This is a genomic window from Uniformispora flossi (assembly GCF_049534875.1).
Classification (GTDB): Bacteria; Actinomycetota; Actinomycetes; order Streptomycetales; family Streptomycetaceae; genus Yinghuangia; species Yinghuangia aomiensis.
In genome coordinates this window covers 134312-155637 of the sequence record NZ_JBMULZ010000003.1, presented here as the reverse complement: position 1 = coordinate 155637, position 21326 = coordinate 134312, and the positions used below count along the sequence as shown (strand labels likewise).

At 72.2% G+C, this 21326-nt stretch carries 20 protein-coding genes; 3 read left to right on the top strand and 17 right to left on the bottom strand.

Annotation, left to right across the window (positions count from 1 at the left end):
• Window positions 1-43 precede the first annotated feature (43 nt).
• Window positions 44-844, bottom strand: coding sequence for a redox-sensing transcriptional repressor Rex (locus tag ACPA54_RS07840; protein WP_423527952.1), 801 nt, complete (start codon window positions 842-844; stop codon window positions 44-46).
• A 160-nt stretch (window positions 845-1004) separates the two neighbouring features.
• Window positions 1005-1310, bottom strand: coding sequence for a glutaredoxin family protein (locus ACPA54_RS07835; protein ID WP_423527951.1), 306 nt, complete (start codon window positions 1308-1310; stop codon window positions 1005-1007).
• Window positions 1311-1521: 211 nt separating this feature from the next.
• Here ACPA54_RS07835 and ACPA54_RS07830 point away from each other — a divergent pair, with 211 nt between their 5' ends.
• From ACPA54_RS07830 to ACPA54_RS07820, 3 genes are all read left to right on the top strand, one after another.
• On the top strand, window positions 1522-2514 hold the full coding sequence (locus tag ACPA54_RS07830; RefSeq protein ID WP_423527950.1) for an HAD family hydrolase: 993 nt from the start codon (window positions 1522-1524) through the stop codon (window positions 2512-2514).
• 290 nt (window positions 2515-2804) lie between these two features.
• Window positions 2805-3590 carry an ECF subfamily RNA polymerase sigma factor, BldN family gene (locus tag ACPA54_RS07825; protein WP_345678562.1) on the top strand — a complete coding sequence of 262 codons (786 nt, stop codon included), beginning with the start codon at window positions 2805-2807 and terminating at the stop codon, window positions 3588-3590.
• A gap of 145 nt (window positions 3591-3735) precedes the next feature.
• Window positions 3736-4977, top strand: a complete 1242-nt coding sequence (locus ACPA54_RS07820) for a DUF5667 domain-containing protein (RefSeq protein ID WP_423527949.1) — start codon at window positions 3736-3738, stop codon at window positions 4975-4977.
• Window positions 4978-5083: 106 nt separating this feature from the next.
• On the opposite strand, the gene ACPA54_RS07815 is transcribed toward ACPA54_RS07820, so the two are convergent.
• From ACPA54_RS07815 to ACPA54_RS07745, 15 genes are all read right to left on the bottom strand, one after another.
• Complete coding sequence (locus ACPA54_RS07815) at window positions 5084-6271, bottom strand: lysophospholipid acyltransferase family protein (protein WP_423527948.1); 1188 nt, start codon at window positions 6269-6271, stop codon at window positions 5084-5086.
• A complete protein-coding gene (locus tag ACPA54_RS07810; protein ID WP_423527947.1) occupies window positions 6264-7349 on the bottom strand; it encodes an NAD-dependent epimerase/dehydratase family protein in 1086 nt (361 codons plus the stop codon). Before ACPA54_RS07810 ends, ACPA54_RS07815 begins: the two co-directional genes overlap by 8 nt.
• Window positions 7350-7561: 212 nt before the next feature.
• The gene (locus ACPA54_RS07805; RefSeq protein ID WP_012854759.1) at window positions 7562-7660 is read right to left on the bottom strand and encodes a 30S ribosomal protein bS22; all 99 of its coding nucleotides are present in this window, start codon (window positions 7658-7660) and stop codon (window positions 7562-7564) included.
• A 203-nt stretch (window positions 7661-7863) separates the two neighbouring features.
• Window positions 7864-8067 carry a helix-turn-helix domain-containing protein gene (locus tag ACPA54_RS07800; RefSeq protein ID WP_020549639.1) on the bottom strand — a complete coding sequence of 68 codons (204 nt, stop codon included), beginning with the start codon at window positions 8065-8067 and terminating at the stop codon, window positions 7864-7866.
• A 148-nt stretch (window positions 8068-8215) separates the two neighbouring features.
• The gene (locus tag ACPA54_RS07795; protein WP_345678566.1) at window positions 8216-9034 is read right to left on the bottom strand and encodes a phosphatase; all 819 of its coding nucleotides are present in this window, start codon (window positions 9032-9034) and stop codon (window positions 8216-8218) included.
• Window positions 9035-9119: 85 nt separating this feature from the next.
• Window positions 9120-10307 carry an acetoin utilization protein AcuC gene (locus tag ACPA54_RS07790; RefSeq protein WP_423527946.1) on the bottom strand — a complete coding sequence of 396 codons (1188 nt, stop codon included), beginning with the start codon at window positions 10305-10307 and terminating at the stop codon, window positions 9120-9122.
• Window positions 10308-10317: 10 nt separating this feature from the next.
• Window positions 10318-11604, bottom strand: a complete 1287-nt coding sequence (locus ACPA54_RS07785) for an MFS transporter (RefSeq protein ID WP_423527945.1) — start codon at window positions 11602-11604, stop codon at window positions 10318-10320.
• Window positions 11605-11674: 70 nt separating this feature from the next.
• A complete protein-coding gene (locus tag ACPA54_RS07780) occupies window positions 11675-12322 on the bottom strand; it encodes an HAD family hydrolase (protein ID WP_423527944.1) in 648 nt (215 codons plus the stop codon).
• The gene (gene proC / locus ACPA54_RS07775) at window positions 12319-13128 is read right to left on the bottom strand and encodes a pyrroline-5-carboxylate reductase (protein ID WP_423527943.1); all 810 of its coding nucleotides are present in this window, start codon (window positions 13126-13128) and stop codon (window positions 12319-12321) included. The genes ACPA54_RS07780 and proC overlap by 4 nt, the downstream gene beginning before the upstream one ends.
• Before the next feature lie 93 nt (window positions 13129-13221).
• Entirely contained in the window at window positions 13222-14148 is a 927-nt protein-coding gene (locus ACPA54_RS07770) for a proline dehydrogenase family protein (RefSeq protein WP_423527942.1), read from the bottom strand.
• 129 nt (window positions 14149-14277) lie between these two features.
• Entirely contained in the window at window positions 14278-16125 is a 1848-nt protein-coding gene (locus ACPA54_RS07765; RefSeq protein WP_423527941.1) for a TIGR03767 family metallophosphoesterase, read from the bottom strand.
• Window positions 16126-16339: 214 nt separating this feature from the next.
• Entirely contained in the window at window positions 16340-18193 is a 1854-nt protein-coding gene (gene ilvD / locus ACPA54_RS07760) for a dihydroxy-acid dehydratase (protein ID WP_423528298.1), read from the bottom strand.
• 170 nt (window positions 18194-18363) lie between these two features.
• Complete coding sequence (locus tag ACPA54_RS07755; RefSeq protein WP_423527940.1) at window positions 18364-18981, bottom strand: TetR/AcrR family transcriptional regulator; 618 nt, start codon at window positions 18979-18981, stop codon at window positions 18364-18366.
• A gap of 1 nt (window position 18982) precedes the next feature.
• Window positions 18983-19786, bottom strand: a complete 804-nt coding sequence (locus ACPA54_RS07750; protein ID WP_423528297.1) for a sugar phosphate isomerase/epimerase family protein — start codon at window positions 19784-19786, stop codon at window positions 18983-18985.
• Window positions 19787-20247: 461 nt separating this feature from the next.
• The gene (locus tag ACPA54_RS07745; RefSeq protein WP_345678574.1) at window positions 20248-21180 is read right to left on the bottom strand and encodes a Ppx/GppA family phosphatase; all 933 of its coding nucleotides are present in this window, start codon (window positions 21178-21180) and stop codon (window positions 20248-20250) included.
• Window positions 21181-21326: the final 146 nt, after the last annotated feature.

Below are 21326 nucleotides of genomic sequence, written 5' to 3'. Positions count from 1 at the left end.
TCGGTCCTCGCGATCGGGCAGGGGGCAACTACTGGTCCGACGTTCACGCCGGCATCACCTCGGGCAAATCGCCGCCGAGGTCGCCGCCCGAGGCGGTCGGCCGGGTTACGGCGGGGGGAACAGCAGGGGAAACTGCGGGAGTCACCGCAGCAGGCACCGGAGCGGGCCCAGGAGCCGACTCGGTCGACGACTTGCGCTGCTCGTGGAACGCCAGGATCTGCAGCTCTATCGACAGGTCGACCTTGCGGACGTCCACGCCCTCGGGCACGGTCAGCACCGTCGGTGCGAAGTTCAGAATGCTCGTGATCCCGGCGGCGACCAGCCGGTCCGCGACACCCTGCGCGGCCGGCGCCGGCGTCGTGATGACCCCGATGGACACGCCGTCGTCGCGCACGATCTGCTCGAGGTCGTCCATGTGCCGCACGACCATGCCGGCTATCCGCTGCCCCGCGACCGCGCGGTCCGCGTCCAGCAGCGCCGCCACCCGGAACCCGCGCGACGCGAACCCGCCGTAGTTGGCGAGCGCGTGGCCCAGGTTGCCGATCCCGATGATGGCGACCGGCCAGTCCTGCGTCAGACCGAGTTCGCGGGAAATCTGGTAGACGAGGTACTCGACGTCGTAGCCGACACCGCGCGTGCCGTACGACCCGAGGTACGACAAGTCCTTGCGCAGCTTCGCGGAGTTGACCCCTGCGGCGGCCGCCAGTTCCTCGGAGGACACGGTCGGCACACCGCGCTCCGACAGCGCGGTCAGCGCTCGGAGGTACAGCGGGAGCCGCGCCACCGTCGCCTCGGGAATACCGCGTCCCCGGTGCGCCGGTCGCTCGGTACGGCCTGTAGCCACGGTGCTCCTGTGGGTGGGACCTGCGGTTTCGACTGCCAGGTTAGGCTCTTGTGAACGTGTGCACAAAGCCGATGTCCGTTTTGTGTACCTGTCGTGACATGCATCACGCGGCGGTTCCCGGGAAGCCTTGTGAACTCGCTCACAGATGGTGACTCGGCGTTCACCCCAAGGCAGCGCGAAAGCGGCGTTCGTCGACCCGCCAGAAGTCGTGCTGTCGCCCGTCGACGAACGTCACCGGGATCTGCTCCCCGTACTCCGCCTCCAACTTCGGGTCGCTCGTGATGTCGACCTCCTCCCAGCGCACACCCAGCTCTCCCGCCACACGCGCCACCACCGCCCGCGCGTCGTCGCACAAGTGGCAGCCGGGACGCGTGAGAAGGGTGACCAGCTCCGCCCGCGACTCCGCACGGGTGGTTCGCGGGGAGGAATCCGAGGGGGCGCCACTGCGCCGGCGAAAGATGCTCACCTTTCGATTGTCCTCGGCCGAAGGAGTGGCCGGGACCATGCCCGGACACCGACGGACATCGCCTGCGATCAGGTTCGGTCGAGGATGGCCGCGGATCCGCCGAATTCCCGCAGCACTTCGGGCGCGTCCTGCATCAAGCGCTCATCAACGCAACACACAAGCGCAAGCGGAGCGCCACACACCCGCAACGCGCGGCGATTAGGCTCGCGGTATGGCTCTCCTGCGCCGAGGTGTCGGACGGAATTCGCTCACGCGCGCGGTCACGGCCGGCGAGGCCGCGGCAGCCGCCGCCCACGCCACCGCCCACCCGGACGAGCTGCCCGGCGGCCGCCCGGACACCGGCGCGGAAACCGGCACGGAGGCCGGGCCCGGCCCCGAAACCGGCCCCGAAACCCCCGGCGACACGCCCGAACCGGCGGAAAACGAACCGCCGCTTCTCGGCGCGGCGTTCTTCGACCTCGACAACACCGTCATGCGCGGCGCGTCGATCTTCCACATGGCCCGCGGCCTCTACGCCCGCGACTTCTTCGACACCCGCGACATCGCCCGCTTCGGCTGGCAGCAGGCCCGGTTCCGGCTCGGCGGCGAGCACATGGGCCACGTCGGCGACGCCCAGGAAGCCGCCCTGTCCTTCGTCAAGGGCCACACCATCGAGGAAGTCACCGCCCTCGGCGAAGAGATCTTCGACGAGTACATGGCCGACAAGATCTGGCCCGGCACCCGCGCCCTCGCCCAAATGCACCTCGACGCCGACCGCCAGGTCTGGCTCGTCACCGCCGCGCCCATCGAGATCGCCTCGACCATCGCCCGCCGCCTCGGCCTCACCGGCGCCCTCGGCACCGTCTCGGAGACCCGCAACGGCCAGTACACCGGCCGCCTCGTCGGCGAACTCCTGCACGGCGAAGCCAAAGCCGAAGCCGTCCGCGGCCTCGCCGCCCGCGAAGGCCTCGACCTCGCGGACTGCTCCGCCTACAGCGACTCGGCCAACGACATCCCGATGCTGTCCCTCGTCGGCGACCCCTGCGCGGTCAACCCGGACGGCCGACTCCGGCGCCACGCCCGGAGACACGGCTGGCGTACCAAGGACTACCGAACCGGCCGCAAAGCCGCCCGCATCGGCATTCCCGCCGCCGCCGGAATCGGCGCCGTCGCCGGCGCGCTGGCCGCCGGCACCGCCGTCCGCCGCCGCGCCGCACTCGTCTGACCGGATGGCTTTCCACCGCCGCACGCGTCGGCCAACACGCGCCCGACACGCGGAGATACGCGGCTTGTAGCACCGAACGCTGGGCCTGTCTTGGGAATAGCCCAAACCGCACACTTCCGCGGGCCAGAGCGGTAGCTTCGCATCGCCGATGGACACACTTGGTATCCCTTCCTTTACTAAGCGTTATTCTCGATCGGCGCACAGCAGTCACCGATGTCCCTACGATGGGTGACCGTCCCCGCACAGCAAGTCATGACGCCGAAGATGATGCCGACGCAACAGGGAGTCCCGTGCACCGAATCGTCCGGGTTGACGTGACCGGGCTGGCGACGCTGCGAGCGGCGGTGATCGCCGCGCTCGCCCCCTGGCCCAACGACCTCGCCTTCGCCGCCTCCGTCGCCGACACGGGACGCACCCGCGAAAGCACGTTCTCCGGTGCGCTCAGCCGCGCGGCGAAGACCGGGACCACCGAGCCGGCCAAACCGGCCCGCGGCTCCGGCTACACCCGCGGGAGCGCCCCCGACGGCGAAGCGGCCCGCATCATGGCGCTGGTCGAACTCGCCCAGGAAGGCGACAACGAGGCCTTCGCCCAGCTCTACGACAACTACCTCGACACGGTCTACCGCTACATCTACTACCGCGTCGGCAGCAAAGCCGTCGCCGAAGACCTCACCAGCGAGACGTTCCTGCGCGCCCTGCGCCGCATCGGCACGTTCACCTGGCAGGGCCGCGACTTCGGCGCCTGGCTCGTCACCATCGCCCGCAACCTGGTCGCCGACCACTTCAAGTCCAGCCGCTTCCGCCTCGAAGTCACCACCGGCGAAATGCTCGACGCGAACGAGGTCGAGGCCAGCCCCGAGGACTGCGTCCTGGAGACCCTCTCCAACGCCGCGCTCCTCGAAGCGGTCCGCAAGCTCAACCCCCAGCAGCAGGAATGCGTCACCCTCCGCTTCCTGCAAGGCCTCTCCGTCGCCGAGACCGCCCGCATCATGGGCAAGAACGAGGGAGCCATCAAGACCCTGCAGTACCGAGCCGTCCGCACCCTCGCACGCCTCCTGCCGGAGGACGTGCGGTGAATCACACTTCCGTAACCCCCGAGGGCATCGAGTCGTTCTCCCAGATAGCGACCCCCTCGGGGGCGCGACGCGGCGGGGAGCCGACTCACGGCCCCCGACCCGTAGACGTCCCCGGACGAGGATCTGGGGAGAGGAGGTGCGGCCCGTGAGCATCGCGGTTGTGGACCGACGGCGCATTGCGGCCTTTGCGCAGGCGCTCGACGAACTGGAATCCGGCCTCGCGCCGAGCCGGGGGGAAGCCCCCGGAAACGGCCCGGACGGCCCGGGAGACCCGGAGACCGCGGCACATTTGGCCGCGGTCGCCCTGCTGAGAGACACCGGAGGCCAAGCGCCCGCCCCTGCGGCCGACTTCCGCGCCGCGCTCCGCGCCCGCCTCCTCGACGAGGCCGCCGCGCTGCCCGCGGCGGCCGCCGTCCCCGCCCCCCGCGGCGCACACCGCCGCGCGGTCCCCGCCGTACGAACCCGCGCCACCCGCTGGCGCCGCCGCTGCGCGGTGGCCGGTGCCGCCCTCGTGCTGACCGGCGGCAGCCTCGGCGGCATCGCGTACGCCAGCACCGATGCCCTGCCCGGCGACATGACCTACAGCGTCAAGCGCGGCATCGAAGACCTCAAGCTGTCCTGGGCCGGCTCCGACCGCGAACGCGGCGAGGAATACCTCAAGCAGGCCCGCACCCGGCTGTCCGAAGCCGAGCGGCTGCTCGACCGCAGCGGCAACGGCACCGTGTCCGCGAGCACCACGGGCCACCTCAAAGAGGTGCTCACCGACATGCGCGACGAGACCACGCACGGCCGCGCCCTGCTCACCGACACGTACAACGCGAACCAGAGCAAGGTCGGCCCCATGCGCGACCTCGCCGACTTCGCGCAGAACGGCCGCACGCGCATGGACCGCATCGACGAACGGCTCCCCGGCGAACTCGCCGCGGACCGCGCCATGGTGTGGAACCTCCTGAACGACATCCGCGCCCAGGTCACCACCATCCCCGGCGCCGTCGGCCCCGACGACGAGGCGTCGTCCGGCACCGGCAAGTCGGTCGGACCCGGGCACCCCGGCACCACCCAGGGACCCGGCGGCCGCCCCGGCCCCGGCACCACGCAGGCGCCCGGCGCCGCCCCGGCCCCGGCACAGCCCGGCCGGGACGCCGTGCCCGGCGGCGCCCCCGGCGCGGTCACCGCACCGGCCGGCGTGCTGCCGAGCGTGAACATCCCGCTGCTCGAACCGACCAATACGGGAACGGCGACCCCGGCGGCGACGCCGAGCCCCGTCGGCGTCAACGTCCCGGCACCGGCACTCCCGCCGGTGGGCCTCAACGTCCCGCCGCTGCTGCCCGGCCTGCCGGGCATCGGCATCACCATCGGCGGCGCACCGCAGACCCAGAAGCCCTGAGGCCCGGTCGGCACGGTACGGCGGCAGACCGGCAAACGAGGGCCCGGGCGGATTCTCCGCCCGGGCCCTCGCTCATGCCGCCCTGCCGCTCATGCCGAACGCGCCCTCAGAAGAACACCGACCGCCGGTGCATGAGGACCTTGTAAATCGTGTGCTGGATCGTCTCCCGCACCTCGTCCGTCAGGTTGAAGACCACCATCGGATCGTCCGCGGTGTGCGCCGGATAGGTGTCCGTCCGAATCGGCTCGCCGAACTCGATCCGCCACTTCGTCGGCAACGGCACCAGACCCACCGGCCCGAGCACCGGAAAAGTCGGCGTCACCGGGAAATACGGCAGACCCAGCAGCCGCGCCAGCGTCCGGAAGTTGCCGATCATCGGATAAATCTCTTCGGCACCGACAATCGAGCACGGCACGATCGGCACCCCGGTCCGCAGCGCCGACGACACGAAACCGCCCCGCCCGAACCGCTGCAACTTGTACCGGTCCTTGAACGGCTTCCCCAAGCCCTTGTAGCCCTCCGGCCACACCCCCACCAACTCGCCCTGCGACAAGAGCCGCTCGGCATCCGCATGGCACGCCAGCGTGTGCCCGCTCTTCCGCGCCAGCTCCCCCACCAGCGGCAGCTGGAACACCAGGTCCGCACCCAGCAGCCGCAGATTCCGCGCCTCCGGATGGTGGTCGTGCACCGCCACCTGCGTCATCAGCGCATCCAGCGGCAGCGTCCCGGAGTGGTTCGCGACGATCAACGCGCCGCCCTTCGCCGGGACATGCTCCAGACCGCGCACCTCCACCCGGAAGTACTTCTCGTACAACGGCCGCAGGATCGACATCACCAGCTGGTCGGTCAGCTCCTGGTCGAAGCCGAACTCGTCGACCTCGTACGCGCCGGTGACCCGGCGCCGGAGGAACGCCAGCCCGTCGGCCGCCTTGTCCTCCCAGTCCGGCCCCGCCAGCCCCTCCGCGAGCCCGCGCGCCGCACCGCCCACCAGCCCGCCCAGCGCCCCGGCGAACATCCCGAGCCCGGCCCCCCGCGACCGCCCCGCCTCCGGGCGCCCCGCCCGCTCGCCGGCACCGGCCCCGAGCCGCCGCGCCTCCCGGACCGGCACCTCCGCGCCGTCCGGAGCCTCCTCGGCTTCCCCGGCCGCCTCGTCCCGCGCCGGGAACTCCTCCGGCTCGTCCGCGACCGGCTGCCGCAGCGCCGACTCGGCCGACTGCGCCGACCGTGCCGACCGCCCGGAACGCCGCGCGCCCCGGGCGCCGCCCTCGAACGGGATGATCCGGGCGTCACCCATCAGCACTCCTCCTCGCCTGCCCTGCGCTTGCCTGCCCTGCGCTTGCCTGCGCCGCGCCCGCCGCCAGCAGCGACGCGATCTGGTCCGACAGCCGGCCCACCCGCTCCGGGGCGGCCAACCCGCGCAGCCCGCGGCCGCGCACGAAGTCCTCGAACGTCTCCGCGGTCGTCCGCCGCGGCACGAACCCGAGCCGCTCCCGGGCCCGCGACGCGTCGACCACCCGCCCGTGCGTCAGCAGCCGCACCTGCTCGGCCGACAGATCCGCCGCGCCGACCCGGCGCAGCCCCTGCCCGACCAGTCCGACCGCGGGCGACGGCACCGGCACCGCGGGCCGCCCGAGCCGCCGCGCGGCCTGCGACAGCAGCAGTACCCCGTCCGCGGCGATGTTGTACGTACCCGGTTGCCCGGCCGCCATGGCCACCCGCAGCGCGTCGAGCGCGTCCTCCTCGTGCAGGAACTGCAGCCGGGGGTCGTAGCCCAGCACGGTCGGCAGCAGGGCAAGCCCGAAGTAGTCGGCCATCGACGAGCTGATCGTCGGCCCGAGGATCGGCGCGAACCGCAGCACCGACACCGCGACGTCCGGGCGGCGCCGCGCGAAGCCGCGCACATAGCCCTCGACCTCCACGGCGTCCTTCGCCCAGCCGGACGTCGGCGGGACGCGCGGCTCCATGTCCTCTTCGAAGATCGCCGGGTCGCGCGGCGAGGCCCCGTAGACCGCGGTCGTCGACCGGACCACCAGCGTGCGGATCGACGGCGCCTTCTGGCACGCCGCGAGCAGCTGCATGGTGCCGATGACGTTGGTCTCCTTCGCGGACACCGCCGTCCCCGGATACCCGGTCGGCGGCGTCTCGGCCGGGCTGAGGTGCACCACGGTGTCCACGCCGGCGGACGCCACGACCTTCGCGATCATCGGGTTGCGGATGTCCGCGAGGACGAACTCGACCCCGTCCAGCTCGTGCCGCGGCTCGACGGCATCCACGCCGACCACCCGCTCGACCCCGGGCATCCCGCGCACCAGGCGCGCGAACCGGCTCCCCAGATCCCGGGTCACCCCGGTGACCAGTACGACTTTGGACATACCGCCAGCCCTCTCCCCGCTCGGGCCACGGCCGGTACCCGGCCGCGCACGCCAAGCGACGGGACACAACGTACTGTCCCGACACCCCTTCCGGGACGATCCAGGACACGCTTAACCAGGCGTTCACACCGAACGGCCGAGCGGGAAACGCAACGGGCCGCCGCCTCGCACCCGCAAGAGGGTGAAAGGCGGCGGCCCGGCAAGAATCGCGACTACTTCTTGTTACGGCGCTGGACGCGCGTCTTCTTGAGCAGCTTGCGGTGCTTCTTCTTCGCCATGCGCTTGCGGCGCTTCTTGATGACAGAGCCCATGGATAGACCTCGCTCACATGTACGAACGGACGACCCCGCCTGCGCGGAGAGAACGGACCGCTCCCACCACCCAGGGCAGGAACGCATTCCACTGCGCGGAACCAAGTCAGTCCGCACGTCGCGCATAGCCTACTCGCCGTCCCCGGGCACCCCGAAATGAGGCGTCCGGGGGCGACCCGGTCGCTAAGCGCGCACCCGCGGGTCTACGCCGTTTCGACGTACGAATCCCGCAGGTAGTCGTGGACGGCCTGTTCCGGAACCCGGAACGACCGGCCAACCCTGATCGCGGGCATCTCGCCGCTGTGCACCAGCCGGTACACGGTCATCTTCGAGACCCGCATCACCGCAGCCACCTCGGCCACAGTCAGAAAATTGACCTCGTTGAGAGGCCTCTCTCCAGAAGCCATGCCGCACCTGAACCATTCAGCACGCGACGGGCACCGGCTTCCCCTCCGGTGACATCCACACGCACGTGCGTACTTTCAGGGTAGTGGCGGGTGGTACCAGTGGGGAAGAGGAGGAGTTATCCGGCCTGTTTCGCCCATCCGGCTTGATTCAGGACAGTCCCGCACGATCCAGGCAGTACGCCAGCAGCGGTTTGTACAGGTGCGGGGCCACGTTGTCGTCCAGCGGAACGGCCACCGCGACCCGGTTTTCCTCCACGCCGACGAACAGCGCGGGGTCGTTGCAGTCCGCGAAACCGATCGCGTCGACGCCCGCCTGGCCCGCCCCGCCCGCCCAGCCGTGGTCGCCGACCACGAGGCCGGGCAGTTCCTCGCCGGCGTCCGCGAGCGCGGTGAGCATCGCGCGGATCGGGCGGGCCGAGTGCGTGTGCTTGGGCTCGCCGACGTCGTCGACGACCACGGCGACCGGGCCGCGGTAGTCGATCGAGCGGAGTTTGGCGCCTTCCGAGGCGGGCGTCTTGTAGGTCCAGTCGCGGGCCGGGCGGAGGAGGGTACACCCGGCGTCCCGGAGGGCGCGCGCCACGCCGCGGTACCAGTCGAGCAGGCCGTCCGGGTGACCGGTGGCGACGACGACGCGCTCCCGGTCGCGGGCGGCGCGGCCGAGGCGGACGGCGTAGGCGTCCAGGGCGGCGATCGTGAGGTCCGGGTCGATGGTGTCCTGGCCGTTCAGGTGGGCGGGGTCGGCGGCGACTCCGCAACGGCGGACCATCAGCGCGAGGACCTCGTCGGGGGTCCACGTGCCGTCGGGTTCCAGGCCGAAGAGGTAGCCGGGATGGCGCTCGCTCATGAGCCGGAAGTGCCGCAGGTTGTTCTCCCGCGGGGTCGCCACGTCGCCCGCGATGCGGCTGCGTACGAGATGCGCGCGCAATGCCGCGCGGTCGGGGACCTGTCCGTTGCCGACTGCCGTCACGTCGTCCACCTGCCCGGTAGCTCGAAGGGTTGCGACCGACGTTCGGTTACCCGCGGCTCGGACATCTCAGGCGATCCCGGGGGCCTCAGAGGTCGAAGAGGGGGTCGATCCCGTGGGCGGGGAAGACCGCCCGGCGGGTGGCCAGTACGGCCTGGTCGAGGCGGTCGCCGGGGTCGTAGCCGGCCGAGAAGGGCCGGAAGTCGGGGGTGCGCCCGTCGGTCATGCGGTGCGGTGCGGTCTCGCCGGTCATGATGCGGACCTGCTCGCGCCACTCGAAGGGCAGTTCGGACTCGGGGTCGATCGGCGTGTGCGCGGCCTCGGCGACCAGGTGGGTCCAGATGCGCGGGACGACGTCGGTGGCCGCGTACCCGCCGCCGCCGGTGGCGATCCAGCGGCCGTCGCAGAACCGGTGCGCGAGGTCGTGCAGGGCGACCGCGGCCTGGCGCTGGCCGTCGATGGTGAGGGCGAGGTGGGCCAGCGGGTCCTCGATGTGGGTGTCGGCGCCGTGCTGGCTGACCATGGCCTGCGGCCGGAAGGCCTCGACGAGGGGCGGCACGATCGCGTCGAAGGCGCGCAGCCAGTTGGCGTCCGCGATACCGGGCGGGAGGGCGACGTTGACGGCCGTGCCCTCGGCGTCGGGGCCGCCGGTCTCGTCCGGGAAGCCGGTGCCGGGGAACAGGAAGCGCGGGCTCTCGTGGAGGCTGATGGTGAGGACGCGCGGGTCGTTCCAGAAGGCGGCCTGGACGCCGTCGCCGTGGTGCACGTCGACGTCGACGTAGACGACGCGTTCGGCACCGCGTTCGAGGAGCCGGGCGATGGCGAGGGCCGGGTCGTTGTAGACGCAGAATCCGGCGGCGGCGCCGGGCATGGCGTGGTGCAGGCCGCCCGCGAAGTTGACGGCGTGCGGGGCGTCGCCCTGCCAGACGGCGTCCGCGGCGGCGAGCGACGCGCCGGCGATGAGCGCGGAGACGTCGTGCATGTTCTTGAACGCCGGGGTGTCGTCGGTGCCGAGGCCGCGGGCCGGGTCGGCGGCGGACGGGTCCTCGCCGGCGCGGCGGACCGCGGCGATGTACTCGGGGCTGTGCACGAGCGCGAGTTCGTGGTCGGTCGCGGCGGCCGGGGCGAGGACGCGCAGGGCTTCGCCGGTGTCGAGGCCGAAGGCGCGGACGAGGTCGAAGGTGAGGCGGAGCCGGACCGGCTTCATGGGGTGCCAGGTGCCGAAGTCGTAGCCGGTCATGCGGTCGTCCCACAACAGCTGCGCGGCTCGGCTCATGGCCTTCACGCTACCGGTCGGACGTGTTCTTCCGGAGGCCCTCGTGACGGGCTTCACCCTGGGGCGCGAAGGCCGAGGCCAGCGGCAGGATCGCGAGGACGAGGACGAGCGGGACGGCCATCGCGGCACGGAACCCGGCGAGGTCGCCGACGGCGCCGACGAGCGGGGTGCCGATGAGGAATCCCGCGTAGTTGAAGAGGTTGAGGCGGGCGATGGCGGCGTCCGGGTCCTGGGGACTGGTGACGGCTCCGGCGGCGAAGGTGAGCGGCACGAGCGTGCAGAGGCCGACGCCGAGGACGGTGAAGCCGACGAGGGCGGTGACCTGCTCGGGGGCGGCGACGACGACGGCGAAGCCGGCGGCGGCGGTGACGGCGCCGGCACGGACCACGGGGAGGGCGCCCCAGCGGCGGACGCCGAGGTCGCCGAGGGAGCGGCCGACGAGCTGGGTGATCATGTAGAGCAGGTAGGGCAGGGCTTTGTTGGCGTCGGCGTGCTGGACCTTGTCGGCGTAGACCGAGCCCCAAGTGGAGACGGCCGAGTCGCCGAGGTAGATGAAGGTCATGACGGCGCACAGCGGCAGCAGGACGCGCCAGGGGACGCCGGGCTTGCCGTCGGTGCTCGCGGCGGGTGCCGGGACGGCGGATTTCGGCAGGTAGTGGCGTCCGGCGAGGACGGCGGCGGGGGCGGTGATGGCGCCGGTGATCGCGTACATGACGATCAGGGCGACGTCTTTGTGGTCGGAGAGCACGGCGATCCCGGCGCCGAGCATGCCGCCGACACTCCAGGCGGCGTAGAAGCCGTTGACGACGCTGCGGCCTTCGCGGGCCTGGATGGCGACGGCCTGCATGTTCATGGAGGCGTCGACGGCACCGAGGGAGAGCCCGAAGACGGCGAGGATGGCGGCGAGCTGCCAGACCTCGGTGCCGAGGCCGACGCCGACGGGGGTGAGGCAGACGATCGGCTGGGCGGTCCACAGGACGCGTTTGCTGCCGTACCGGTGGACGAGGGTCTCGGCGAGGACGCTGCCGACGCCCGCGATGATCGGGACGAGGGAGACGACCAGGGTCAGGGTGCCGTCGCCGAGCCCGTAGCGGTCCTGGATGCCGGTGAGCCTGGTGACCAGGGCGGCGAACGACGCGCCTTGGATCAGGAAGCCGGCCATGACCGCGACCCGGGCCCGGCGCACGGCGGCGTCGACCCGCCCGGCGCCCGGGGCCGGCGTGCCGGGGTCGCGGTCGGGTATCGCGGCGGGCCCGTCGGCGGCGCCTGCCGGGTCCTGCGGTTCGGTGGCCTGCATGAGGCGGGACGTTACTGGCGGGTTAGGTCAGTTGACAGATTTCTTGGCCGATCTTTTGCCTGGGCCTGTCTCACACCCCGAGCAGGGCCCGAATCTCCCCCAAACCGCCCGCGACCACGTCGGCGTCCGCCAACCGCTCCGCGGGCGTCAGTGCGGCGTGCCCGTACACCCGCATCCCGGCGGCGCGGGCCGCGGCCACCCCGAGCGGGCTGTCCTCGATCACCACGCACCGGGCCGGTACGGCGCCCATCTTCTCCGCGGCATGCAGGAAGAGGTCCGGCGCGGGCTTCCCGCGTGCCACGTCCTGGCTGCTGAAGATCCGCGCGTCGGTGAAGTGGCCGCGCAGCCCGGTCGCGTCGTGGGTGAGGCGGATCCGCTCGTGCGTCCCGGACGACGCCACACAGAACGGCACCCCGGCCGCGGTCAGCGCGTCGAGCAGCTCGGCGGCCCCGGCGACGGGCCGGATCTCGGTCGGGAACCGGGCGAAGATCCCCGCGTGGTAAGCGTCTTCGAAGTCCGCGGGCAGCTCCCGCCCGTGCCGTGCCCGGTTGAGTTCCCGCACCCGGCCGAGCGACCCGCCCATGTAGTCGTGGATCGCCTCCTCGGTCGTGGTGGGGATCCCGTACGACGTCAGCAGTCCGGCCAGCACCGCGTTCGCGATCGGCTCGCTGTCGACCAGGACCCCGTCGTTGTCGAAGACGACCAGGTCCGGCCTCACTTGAGCCCCTCGGCCAATTCCTTGGAACGGTTGGCGGCGGCTTCCAACGCCGCGAGCAGCGCCGCGCGGACGCCGTGGTTCTCCAGTTCGCGGATCGCCGCGATGGTCGTGCCCGCGGGCGAGGTCACGGCTTCGCGCAGCAGCGCCGGGTGCTCCCCGGAGTCCCGCAGCATCACCGAGGCGCCCACCGCGGCCTGGACGATCAGCTCGTGCGCGGCGGCCCGCGGCAGCCCGAGCAGGATCCCGGCGTCCGTCATGGCTTCCACCAGCAGGTAGAAGTAGGCCGGCCCGGATCCGGACAGCGCCGTGACGGCGTCCTGCTGCTTCTCCGGCACCCGGATGGTCTTGCCGACCCCGCGGAAGATCTCCTCGGTGCGCTTGAGGTGCTCCTCGGTGGCGTGCGCGCCCGCGGAGATGGCGCTCATGGCCTCGTCGACCAGCGCGGGCGTGTTGGTCATGACGCGCACGACGGGGGTGCCGGCCGCGAGCCGCTGCTCCAGGTACGCGGTGGGGATGCCGGCCGCGCCGGAGACGACGAGCCGGTCGTCGGGCACGTGCGGGCCGAGTTCGTCGAGGAGGGTGCCCATGTCCTGCGGCTTGACGGTGAGGATCAGGGTGTCCGCGGCCTTCGCGGCTTCGGCGTTGGTCACCGTCTCCACGCCGTAGCGGTCGTGGAGTTCGCGGGCGCGTTCGTCGCGGCGGGCGGTGACGATGAGGTCCTCGGGCCGCTTGCCGCCGCGCAGCATGCCGGAGAGCAGGGCTTCGCCGATTTTGCCGGCGCCGATCACCGCGACCCGTCGGGTCATTTAGGCCACCTCGTGCGTGGTCGTGCGCGCCCGGCTCGGCGTGAGCGGGGCGCGCGGGCTGTCTCGGTCGGTGCGGCGCTTCCGCCCGGTCGGTCAGTGCCTGCCGGCGACGGACCGCAGGAAGAAGGCCAGGTTGGCGGGGCGCTCGGCCAGACGGCGCATGAGGTACCCGTACCACTGGTCACCGTACGGCACGTAGATGCGCACCCTCTCGCCCCGGGCGGCGAGGCGGGCCTGTTCGGCCGGGCGGACGCCGTAGAGCATCTGGTACTCGTAGCTGCCCGGGGCGCGGCGGTTGCGGGCGGCGAGTATGCCGGCGAGTTCGACGAGCCGCGGGTCGTGGGTGGCGACCATGGGGTATCCGGCGCCGGCCATGAGGATCTTGAGGCAGCGGACGTAGCTGAGGTCGACGTCGGCGCGGGTGGTGAAGGCGGCGAAGCCGGGGGCACGGTAGGCGCCTTTGCACAGGCGGACGCGGGATCCTTCGCCGGCGAGGTCGCGGCAGTCGGCTTCGGTGCGGCGGAGCGAGGCCTGCAGCACGGCGCCGACCCACGGGTAGTCCGCGCGCAGCGCGCGGAGGGTCTCCAGGGTGGCGTCGGTGGTGGTGTGGTCCTCCATGTCGAGGGTGACCGTGGTGCCGGCTTTGTCGGCGGCGGCGCAGATGTTGCGGGCGTGCCGGAGGGCGAGGGCGGTGCCGCCGGGGAGGGCGCTGCCGAGGGCGGAGAGTTTGACGGAGACTTCGGCGTTGCGGGCGAGTCCGGCGTCGCGCAGGCGCGACAGCAGCATCAGGTAGGCGATGCAGGCGGCTTCGGCGTGCGCGGGGTCGAGGGTGTCTTCGCCGAGGTGGTCGACGGTCGCGTAGAGGCCTTGTGCGGCGAGGTGTTCGGTGGCGCGTACGGCGTCGAAGGCGTGGTCGCCGGCGACGAAGCGGCGGACGAGCGCGCTGGTGACCGGGGCGGTTTCGACGAAGTTCTTGACCTTGGTGCTCCGGGAGGCGGAGAGCAGCACCTGGCGCAGCACGGGTTCTCGCTTCGGTTCGGCGGCGGGGCCTCCACGGTACGCCGACGATCGATCGTTTTGCCGGATTTGTCACACCGCGGGAGCAGGGTCTGACGGCCCTGCTCCCGCCGTGGGCTCACCGTCGGCGACTCAGCTCTTCCACCACGTCGGCGCGGGCAGGAGCAGCTCGACGTTGCGGTCGTCGACCTTGCCGCGCTTGCCGTCCTTGGCCGGGTCGTCGCGCTCGCGCTCCTGCCAGTCGTTGGCGGCGAGTTCGCGGGACAGCGCGGCGAGGGCTATCGGGTCGTCGAGCTTGCCGCCGTTGGACGCGGGCGCGCTGCTGTCGACGACGGTGCCGAACACCGACAGGGTGCCGTCGGTGTTGTCGGCGATCTCCACGATGCGCGCCTGCTGCGGCCAGTCGATGTGCGCGGCGGTGTTGACCTCCCAGAAGCCGCCGGGGACGGGGCTGCCCTGCGGGCGGGGGTAGGCGGTCACGTTGTTCCGGTGGGAGTGGCCGTTGACCCACGCGACGACGTTCGGGAAGCGCAGGAGCAGGTTTTTGACCTGCTCGCCGAGGACCCGGTTGCCGCCCGCGGCGTTGTCCATGGACTCCGCGGTGTGGTGGCTGAAGACGACGAAGAGCTTGTCGGCCGCGCCGGGGTTCTGCGCCGCGGCGCCCTGCTCGTCGAGGTAGCTGCTGCTGCCCGCCTTGAGCTGCTCGGTCAGCCACGCGAACTGCTGCTGGTCGAGCGAGCCTTCGGAGCCGCCGTTGGGGTTGACGGTGTCCAGGGTGAGGCAGCGGACCTTGCCGTGGTCGGCGGCGTAGTAGGCGGTGTTGGCGGTCACGTTGTCCGGCGAGAAGCCGTGGCCTTCGGGCTTGCTCGCGGTGCGGAAGTGCTCCTTGACCGTCTCGGTGCGGTTGAGGAGGCGTCGGTCGGCGTCCGCGGAGACCGGCCGGGACGGGCCGGACAGCAGCGTCTGCACGGCCTGCTGGTTGCCCTGCTGGAGCTGGAGGAGCAGCAGCACCGTGTTCGTGCCCGGCGGCAGCGCGGTGACCTTGCTCGCGCCGACGGCAACCTTGTTGACGATCTCGGACGGGGCGATGTTGCCCTGCACCAGGCCGTCGTGGTTGCCGTACGCGGCGTACCAGGGCATGCGCAGGCCGGTGGCCTTGAAGGGCTTGCGGGCCGCGTCGAGGAGGCCGGGCGCGGTCGGGAAGCCGTATTTGGCGCGCGGCAGGTCGTCCTTGGCGCCGGGCGGGGTGCCGTCGGGGTGCCAGTAGTGCTCGTCGTAGGCGACCTGGTCGGCGACGCCTTCGTACTTGGTCTTGTCGCCGGAGTCGGGGGTGATGTCCTTGCCGTCCAGCAGGTCGATGTACCAGCGCAGTTCGTTGTACTGGACGTTGTCGGTGTTGTCGCCGGTGACGATGGTGAACTCGATCGGCGCGCCGGTGGCCGGGCCCTTGCCGACCTTGTTGACGGCCCGCACCATCGCCTCGCCGACCTGCGCCGACATCATCTCCTGCGCCCGGTAGGCGCCTTCCACGGGCAGCAGCTTGGCCATCGGTTCGCCGGGGTCGCGGTTGCGGTCGAGGAACTCGACGCGGGCGGGCGACTGGCAGTCGACGATGTGCATGTCGGTGAGCTGCGCGAACGCCAGCACCGGCTTGCGCTTCGCGGCGCGCGCCTTGACCGCGGCGTCGGCCTTCTGGTCGGCGGACGCCAGGTCGCCGCGGAGCAGGTGCGGCTCCCCCGGCCCTTCGACGATCTTCCGGTAGCCGCCCGCACCCGCGGGGCCGAGCACCAGGGTCTTCTCCAGCGTCGTCGACCAGGCGTTGGTCTGGCCGGCCCCGGCGGACGCGCCGCCGGACGGCTGCCCGGGCTTGCCCTTGTCGTCGCTCTTGTCGTCGGAGCACCCGGTGAGCGCGCTCCCGGCCCCGACCGCGGCGGCCCCCGCCGCGCCGTACCGCAGCACTTCCCGACGACTCACACCCATCGCGCGGCCTCCCCTATCGCCTCTGACCACCCCGCGCCCGCCCGGTGCGGGGCACGTGGCGCACGACGCTACCGAAGGGTAGGGGCCGCGGTCCTCCTCCCCGGCGGGTATTTCGGCGGACCGGACGCCCTCGGAAGTACCGGGCGCCGGCCGGAAACACCGCCGCCCCCGAGCCGGTCGGCTCGGGGGCGGCGGAGGGTCGTGCAGGCAGCGCTCAGCCCAGCATGCTCACATCGCGGACCGCACCCTTGTCGGCCGAGGTGGCCATGGCCGCGTACGCCTTCAGGGCGGTGCTGACCTGGCGGTCGCGGTTCGCCGGGCGGTACTTGCCCAGGGTCGCGAGGAGCTTCTCGCGGCGGGCATCGAGTTCGGCGTCGGAGACGTCGAGTTCGATCGACCGGTTCGGGATGTCGATGCGGATGATGTCGCCGTCCTCGACGAGGGCGATGACGCCGCCGGCCGCGGCCTCCGGGGAGACGTGGCCGATGGACAGGCCCGAGGTGCCGCCGGAGAAGCGGCCGTCGGTGATCAGCGCGCACTTGGCGCCCAGGCCGCGGCCCTTGAGGAACGACGTCGGGTACAGCATCTCCTGCATGCCCGGGCCGCCCTTGGGGCCTTCGTAGCGGACGACGACCACGTCGCCTTCCTTGACCCGCTTGGTGAGGATCGCGTCGACGGCGTCCTCCTGCGACTCGACGACGACCGCCGGGCCGGAGAACGTCCAGATGGACTCGTCGACGCCCGCGGTCTTGACCACGCAGCCGTCCACCGCGAGGTTGCCGACCAGGATGCCCAGGCCGCCGTCCTTGCTGTAGGCGTTCGCCGCGTCGCGGATGCAGCCCTTCTCGACGTCGAGGTCGAGCGACTCCCAGCGCTCGGACTGGCTGAACGCGGTCGCGGACCGCACGCAGCCGGGCGCCGCGTGGAACAGCTCGACGGCCTCCGGCGACGGCGAGCCGCCGCGCACGTCCCAGTTCTTGAGCCACTCGGCGAGCGACGCCGCATGCACCGCGTGCACGCCCTCGTTGAGCAGCCCGGCGCGCTGGAGTTCGCCGAGCAGCGCCGGGACGCCGCCCGCGCGGTGCACGTCCTCGACGTGGTACGGCGCGTTGTTCGGGGCGACCTTGGCGAGGCACGGCACGCGGCGCGACAGGGCGTCGATGTCGCCCATGTCGAAGTCGACCTCGCCCTCCTGTGCGGCGGCGAGCAGGTGCAGGATCGTGTTCGTCGAGCCGCCCATGGCGATGTCGAGCGCCATGGCGTTCTCGAAGGCGTCGCGGGTGGCGATGCTGCGCGGCAGGACGGACGTGTCGTCCTGGTCGTAGTAGCGCTTGCACAGCTCGACGGCGACCGCGCCGGCCTCCTCGTACAGCGCCTTGCGGGCGGTGTGGGTGGCCAGCACCGAGCCGTTGCCGGGCAGCGCGAGGCCCATCGCCTCGACGAGGAAGTTCATCGAGTTGGCGGTGAACATGCCCGCGCAGGAGCCGCAGGTCGGGCAGGCGGCTTCCTCGATGCGCTCCAGGTCCTCGTCGCTGACCTGGTCGGACGCCGAGTCGGCGATCGCGGTGATCAGGTCGAGGTGGGCACGCACAGTGCCGTCGACGAGGGTGGCCTTGCCGGACTCCATCGGGCCGCCGGACACGAACACCACGGGGATGTTCAGTCGCAGCGCGGCCATCAGCATGCCAGGGGTGATCTTGTCGCAGTTGGAGACGCACACGATGGCGTCGGCCTGGTGCGCGTTGACCATGTACTCGACGGCGTCGGCGATCAGCTCGCGGGACGGCAGGGAGTAGAGCATGCCGCTGTGGCCCATCGCGATGCCGTCGTCGACGGCGATCGTGTTGAACTCGCGCGGGATGCCCCCCGCCGCCTTGACGGCGTCGGAGACGATGCGGCCTACCGGGGCGAGGTGGGTGTGGCCGGGCACGAACTCGGTGAAGCTGTTCGCGATGGCGACGATCGGCTTGCCGAAGTCCTCGCGCTCTACGCCCGCGGCGCGGAGCAGCGCGCGGGCGCCTGCCATGTTGCGGCCGTGGGTGACCGTCCGAGACCTCAGTTGCGGCACTGTGGGCACACCCTCTCGTTGGTGGTGTCCGGATCCGTCCTCGCCCCACCCGCCCCGGGCGCCGCGGAACTCTCAGGAGTACCGGCACCCGGCGGTTGTTGGGGTACCGACGAGCTTACGGCGGACCGCGCCGAGATGACGTGGCCGTCCGGAATGTGGCCCCCGGACCGCTATCCGGCCAGGTAGCGCTGCAGAGCGGGACCCACCGCGGCGACCAGTGTCTCGGTGTCGGCGGAGGCCAGCGGCTCCATGAGCAGCACGTAGCGGGTGAACGCGACGCCGGTGAGCTGGGCCCCGCACAGGCCGGCGCGCAGCTCGGCGTCCGGCACGTCCAGCTCGCGGACGAGACGGGCGACCACCTCGGTGGTCAGGTAGTCGCGGATCAGTCCGCCCGCCTCGTCGCCGGCCAGGAGGGTGCGCAGGAGGGCGAGCATCCGCGGGTGCAGGTCGGGGTCGTCCCACAGCCCGAAGAAGACACGGGCGAGGCTCTCGCCCATCCGGTCGGGGCCGCCGGCCACGATCCGGGCGACCAGGTCGCCGGGGTCGACGGGCAGGTCGAGGGCGGCGGCGAAAACACGTTCCTTGGGACCGAAATAGTGGTGCACCAAGGCGGGGTCGACACCGGCGCTGCGGGCGATGCCGCGGACCGAGGTACCGGAGTAGCCGGTGCGGGCGAACTCGGTGCGGGCGGCGTCGAGGATCTGCCGCCGCGTGTCGGGCGCTCCGGTGCGCCGTCCCGCGGGCCGGCCCGGCCCGCGGCGTCCCCCATCCCCCCGTTGCGCGGCCATGTCAGGGCACCTCGGCCGCCGCGGCCAGATGGAGCCGGGTGAAGGCGAGGGCTTCGGCGAGGTCGGCTTCGCGTTCCGCGCGGTTGGCGGCACGGTGCGTGTTGACTTCGAGGACGACGGTCCCGGCGAACCCGTCTCCGGCGAGACGTTCCAGCATCTCGGCGCAGGGCTGGGTGCCGCGGCCGGGGATGAGGTGTTCGTCCTTGATCGAGCCGCTGCCGTCGGCCATGTGGATGTGGCTGAGCCGGCCGCCCATCTTCGCGGCGAGCGCCAAGGCGTCGACGCGGGACGTGGCGGTGTGCGACAGGTCGAGGGTGAAGTCGCGGAAGTCCTCGTCGGTGGGATCCCAGTCGGGGGCGTAGGCGGCGAGTTCTTTGTCCCGGTAGCGGAAGGGGAACATGTTCTCCACGGCGAACCGGACGTCGGTTTCGTCGGCCATGCGGCGGATCCCGTCGACGAAGGATTTCGCGTAGGCGCGCTGCCAGCGGAACGGCGGGTGGACCACGACCGTCCGGGCGCCGAGGCGTTCCGCGGCGGTGCGGGCGCGGACGAGTTTCTGCCACGGGTCGGTGCCCCAGACCCGCTGGGTGATCAGCAGGCACGGCGCGTGCACCGCGAGGACGGGCACGCCGTGGTGGTCGGACAGGCGGCGCAGCGCTTCGATGTCCTGGCTGACCGGATCGGTCCACACCATGATCTCCACGCCGTCGTAGCCGAGCCGCGCGGCCATTTCGAACGCGTCCGCGGTCGAGTCGGGGTAGACGGACGCGGTGGACAGCGCGATCTTGGCGTCCGGGACGCGCAGGATCGCGTCCGGGAGGCGTGCCGCCGTCGCGGGCACGGCCGTGACCGAGCCCGATGTCACGGGCACGGCCGCGACGGAGCCCGATGTCACGGGCACGGCCGCGACGGAGCCCGATGTCACGGGCACGGCCGCGACGGAGCCCGATGTCACGGGCACCGCGACTCCGGCGGAGGGGCGGGGCGCGGCGTGATCGAAGTGATCCCTGGGGTCGGCCACGTCGCCAAGAGTAGAACGCACGAACGCCTCGGGGACCCCCTAACGCGCACAGTCGCGTCGCGCCGACGGGAAGGCCGCGTTCCGGATGAAACGGACGCCGCGCGGCAAGACACCCGCGAAGTGCGATCGGCAGCGATCGGAAACCGCCGCAAATCGATCATGCCGTCAGCCCGTCGATACCGGCGGTGCGGTCGGCGCCGCCCGGACCGCCAGGGGTCGCGGGAGCCGCCGGTCCGCCGGTGCGGTCAGTGGCCGGCCATCCAGTCCAGCCGCCGCAGGATGATGCCCTCGCGCAGCGCCCACGGGCAGATCTCCAGCTGCGACACGTTGAGCAGGTCGAGCGCGGCGTCCGCGACGACCGCCCCGGCGACGAGCTGCGCGGCCCGGCCCTCGGAGACACCGGGCAGTCCGGCGCGCTGCTCGGTGCTCATCGCGGCGAGCCGGGGCAGCCAGTCGACGAGCGCGGCACCGGTGAGCACGCGCTTGACGTACGGGCCCTCGCTCGACGCGGACGCTCCGGCGATCCGGGCGAGCTGCTTGAACGTCTTGGACGTGGCGACCACGTGGTCCGGCCGCCCGAGCCGGCTGAATTCGGCCACCGTGCGGGCGATCTCGGTGCGGACGTGCTTGCGCAGCACGCGCACCTCGTCGGCGGACGGCGGATTGCCGTGCAGCCACGTGCGGGTCAGGCGCCCGGCGCCGAGCGGCAGCGACACCGCGGCGTCCGGCTCCTCGTCCGTGCCGGCCGCCATCTCCAGCGATCCGCCGCCGATGTCGAGCACCAGCAGCCGCCCGGACGACCAGCCGAACCAGCGGCGCACCGCCAGGAACGTCAGCCGCGCTTCGTCGGCGCCGGTGAGGACCTGCAGGTCGACGCCGGTCTCGCGGCGCACCCGGGCGAGCACCTCCTCGCCGTTGGGTGCCTCGCGCAGCGCCGACGTGGCGAACGGCAGCAGGTCTTCCACGCCTTTGTCCTCGGCGACTTCCAGCGCGTCCGCGACGGTCTCCACGAGGCGCTCGGCGCCCGCCTCGCCGAGCGTCCCGTCCGGCTCCAGCAACTCGGCGAGCCGCAGCTCCGTCTTGTGGGAGTACGCGGGCAGCGGCCGGGCGCCTTGGTGCGCGTCGACCACAAGCAGGTGGACCGTGTTGGAGCCCACGTCAAGAACACCGAGTCGCATACCCACGACGCTAGCCGACCGGGACCCGCGGCTATGCGGAGTGCACCGCTCCGTGACCTTTCGGCGACCGGACCGCTCCGCGGACGGTCCGGCAGGCGGCCCCCGGGGCGACGGGAGGGCATCGGGCGGGCGGCGGGCGAACGGCG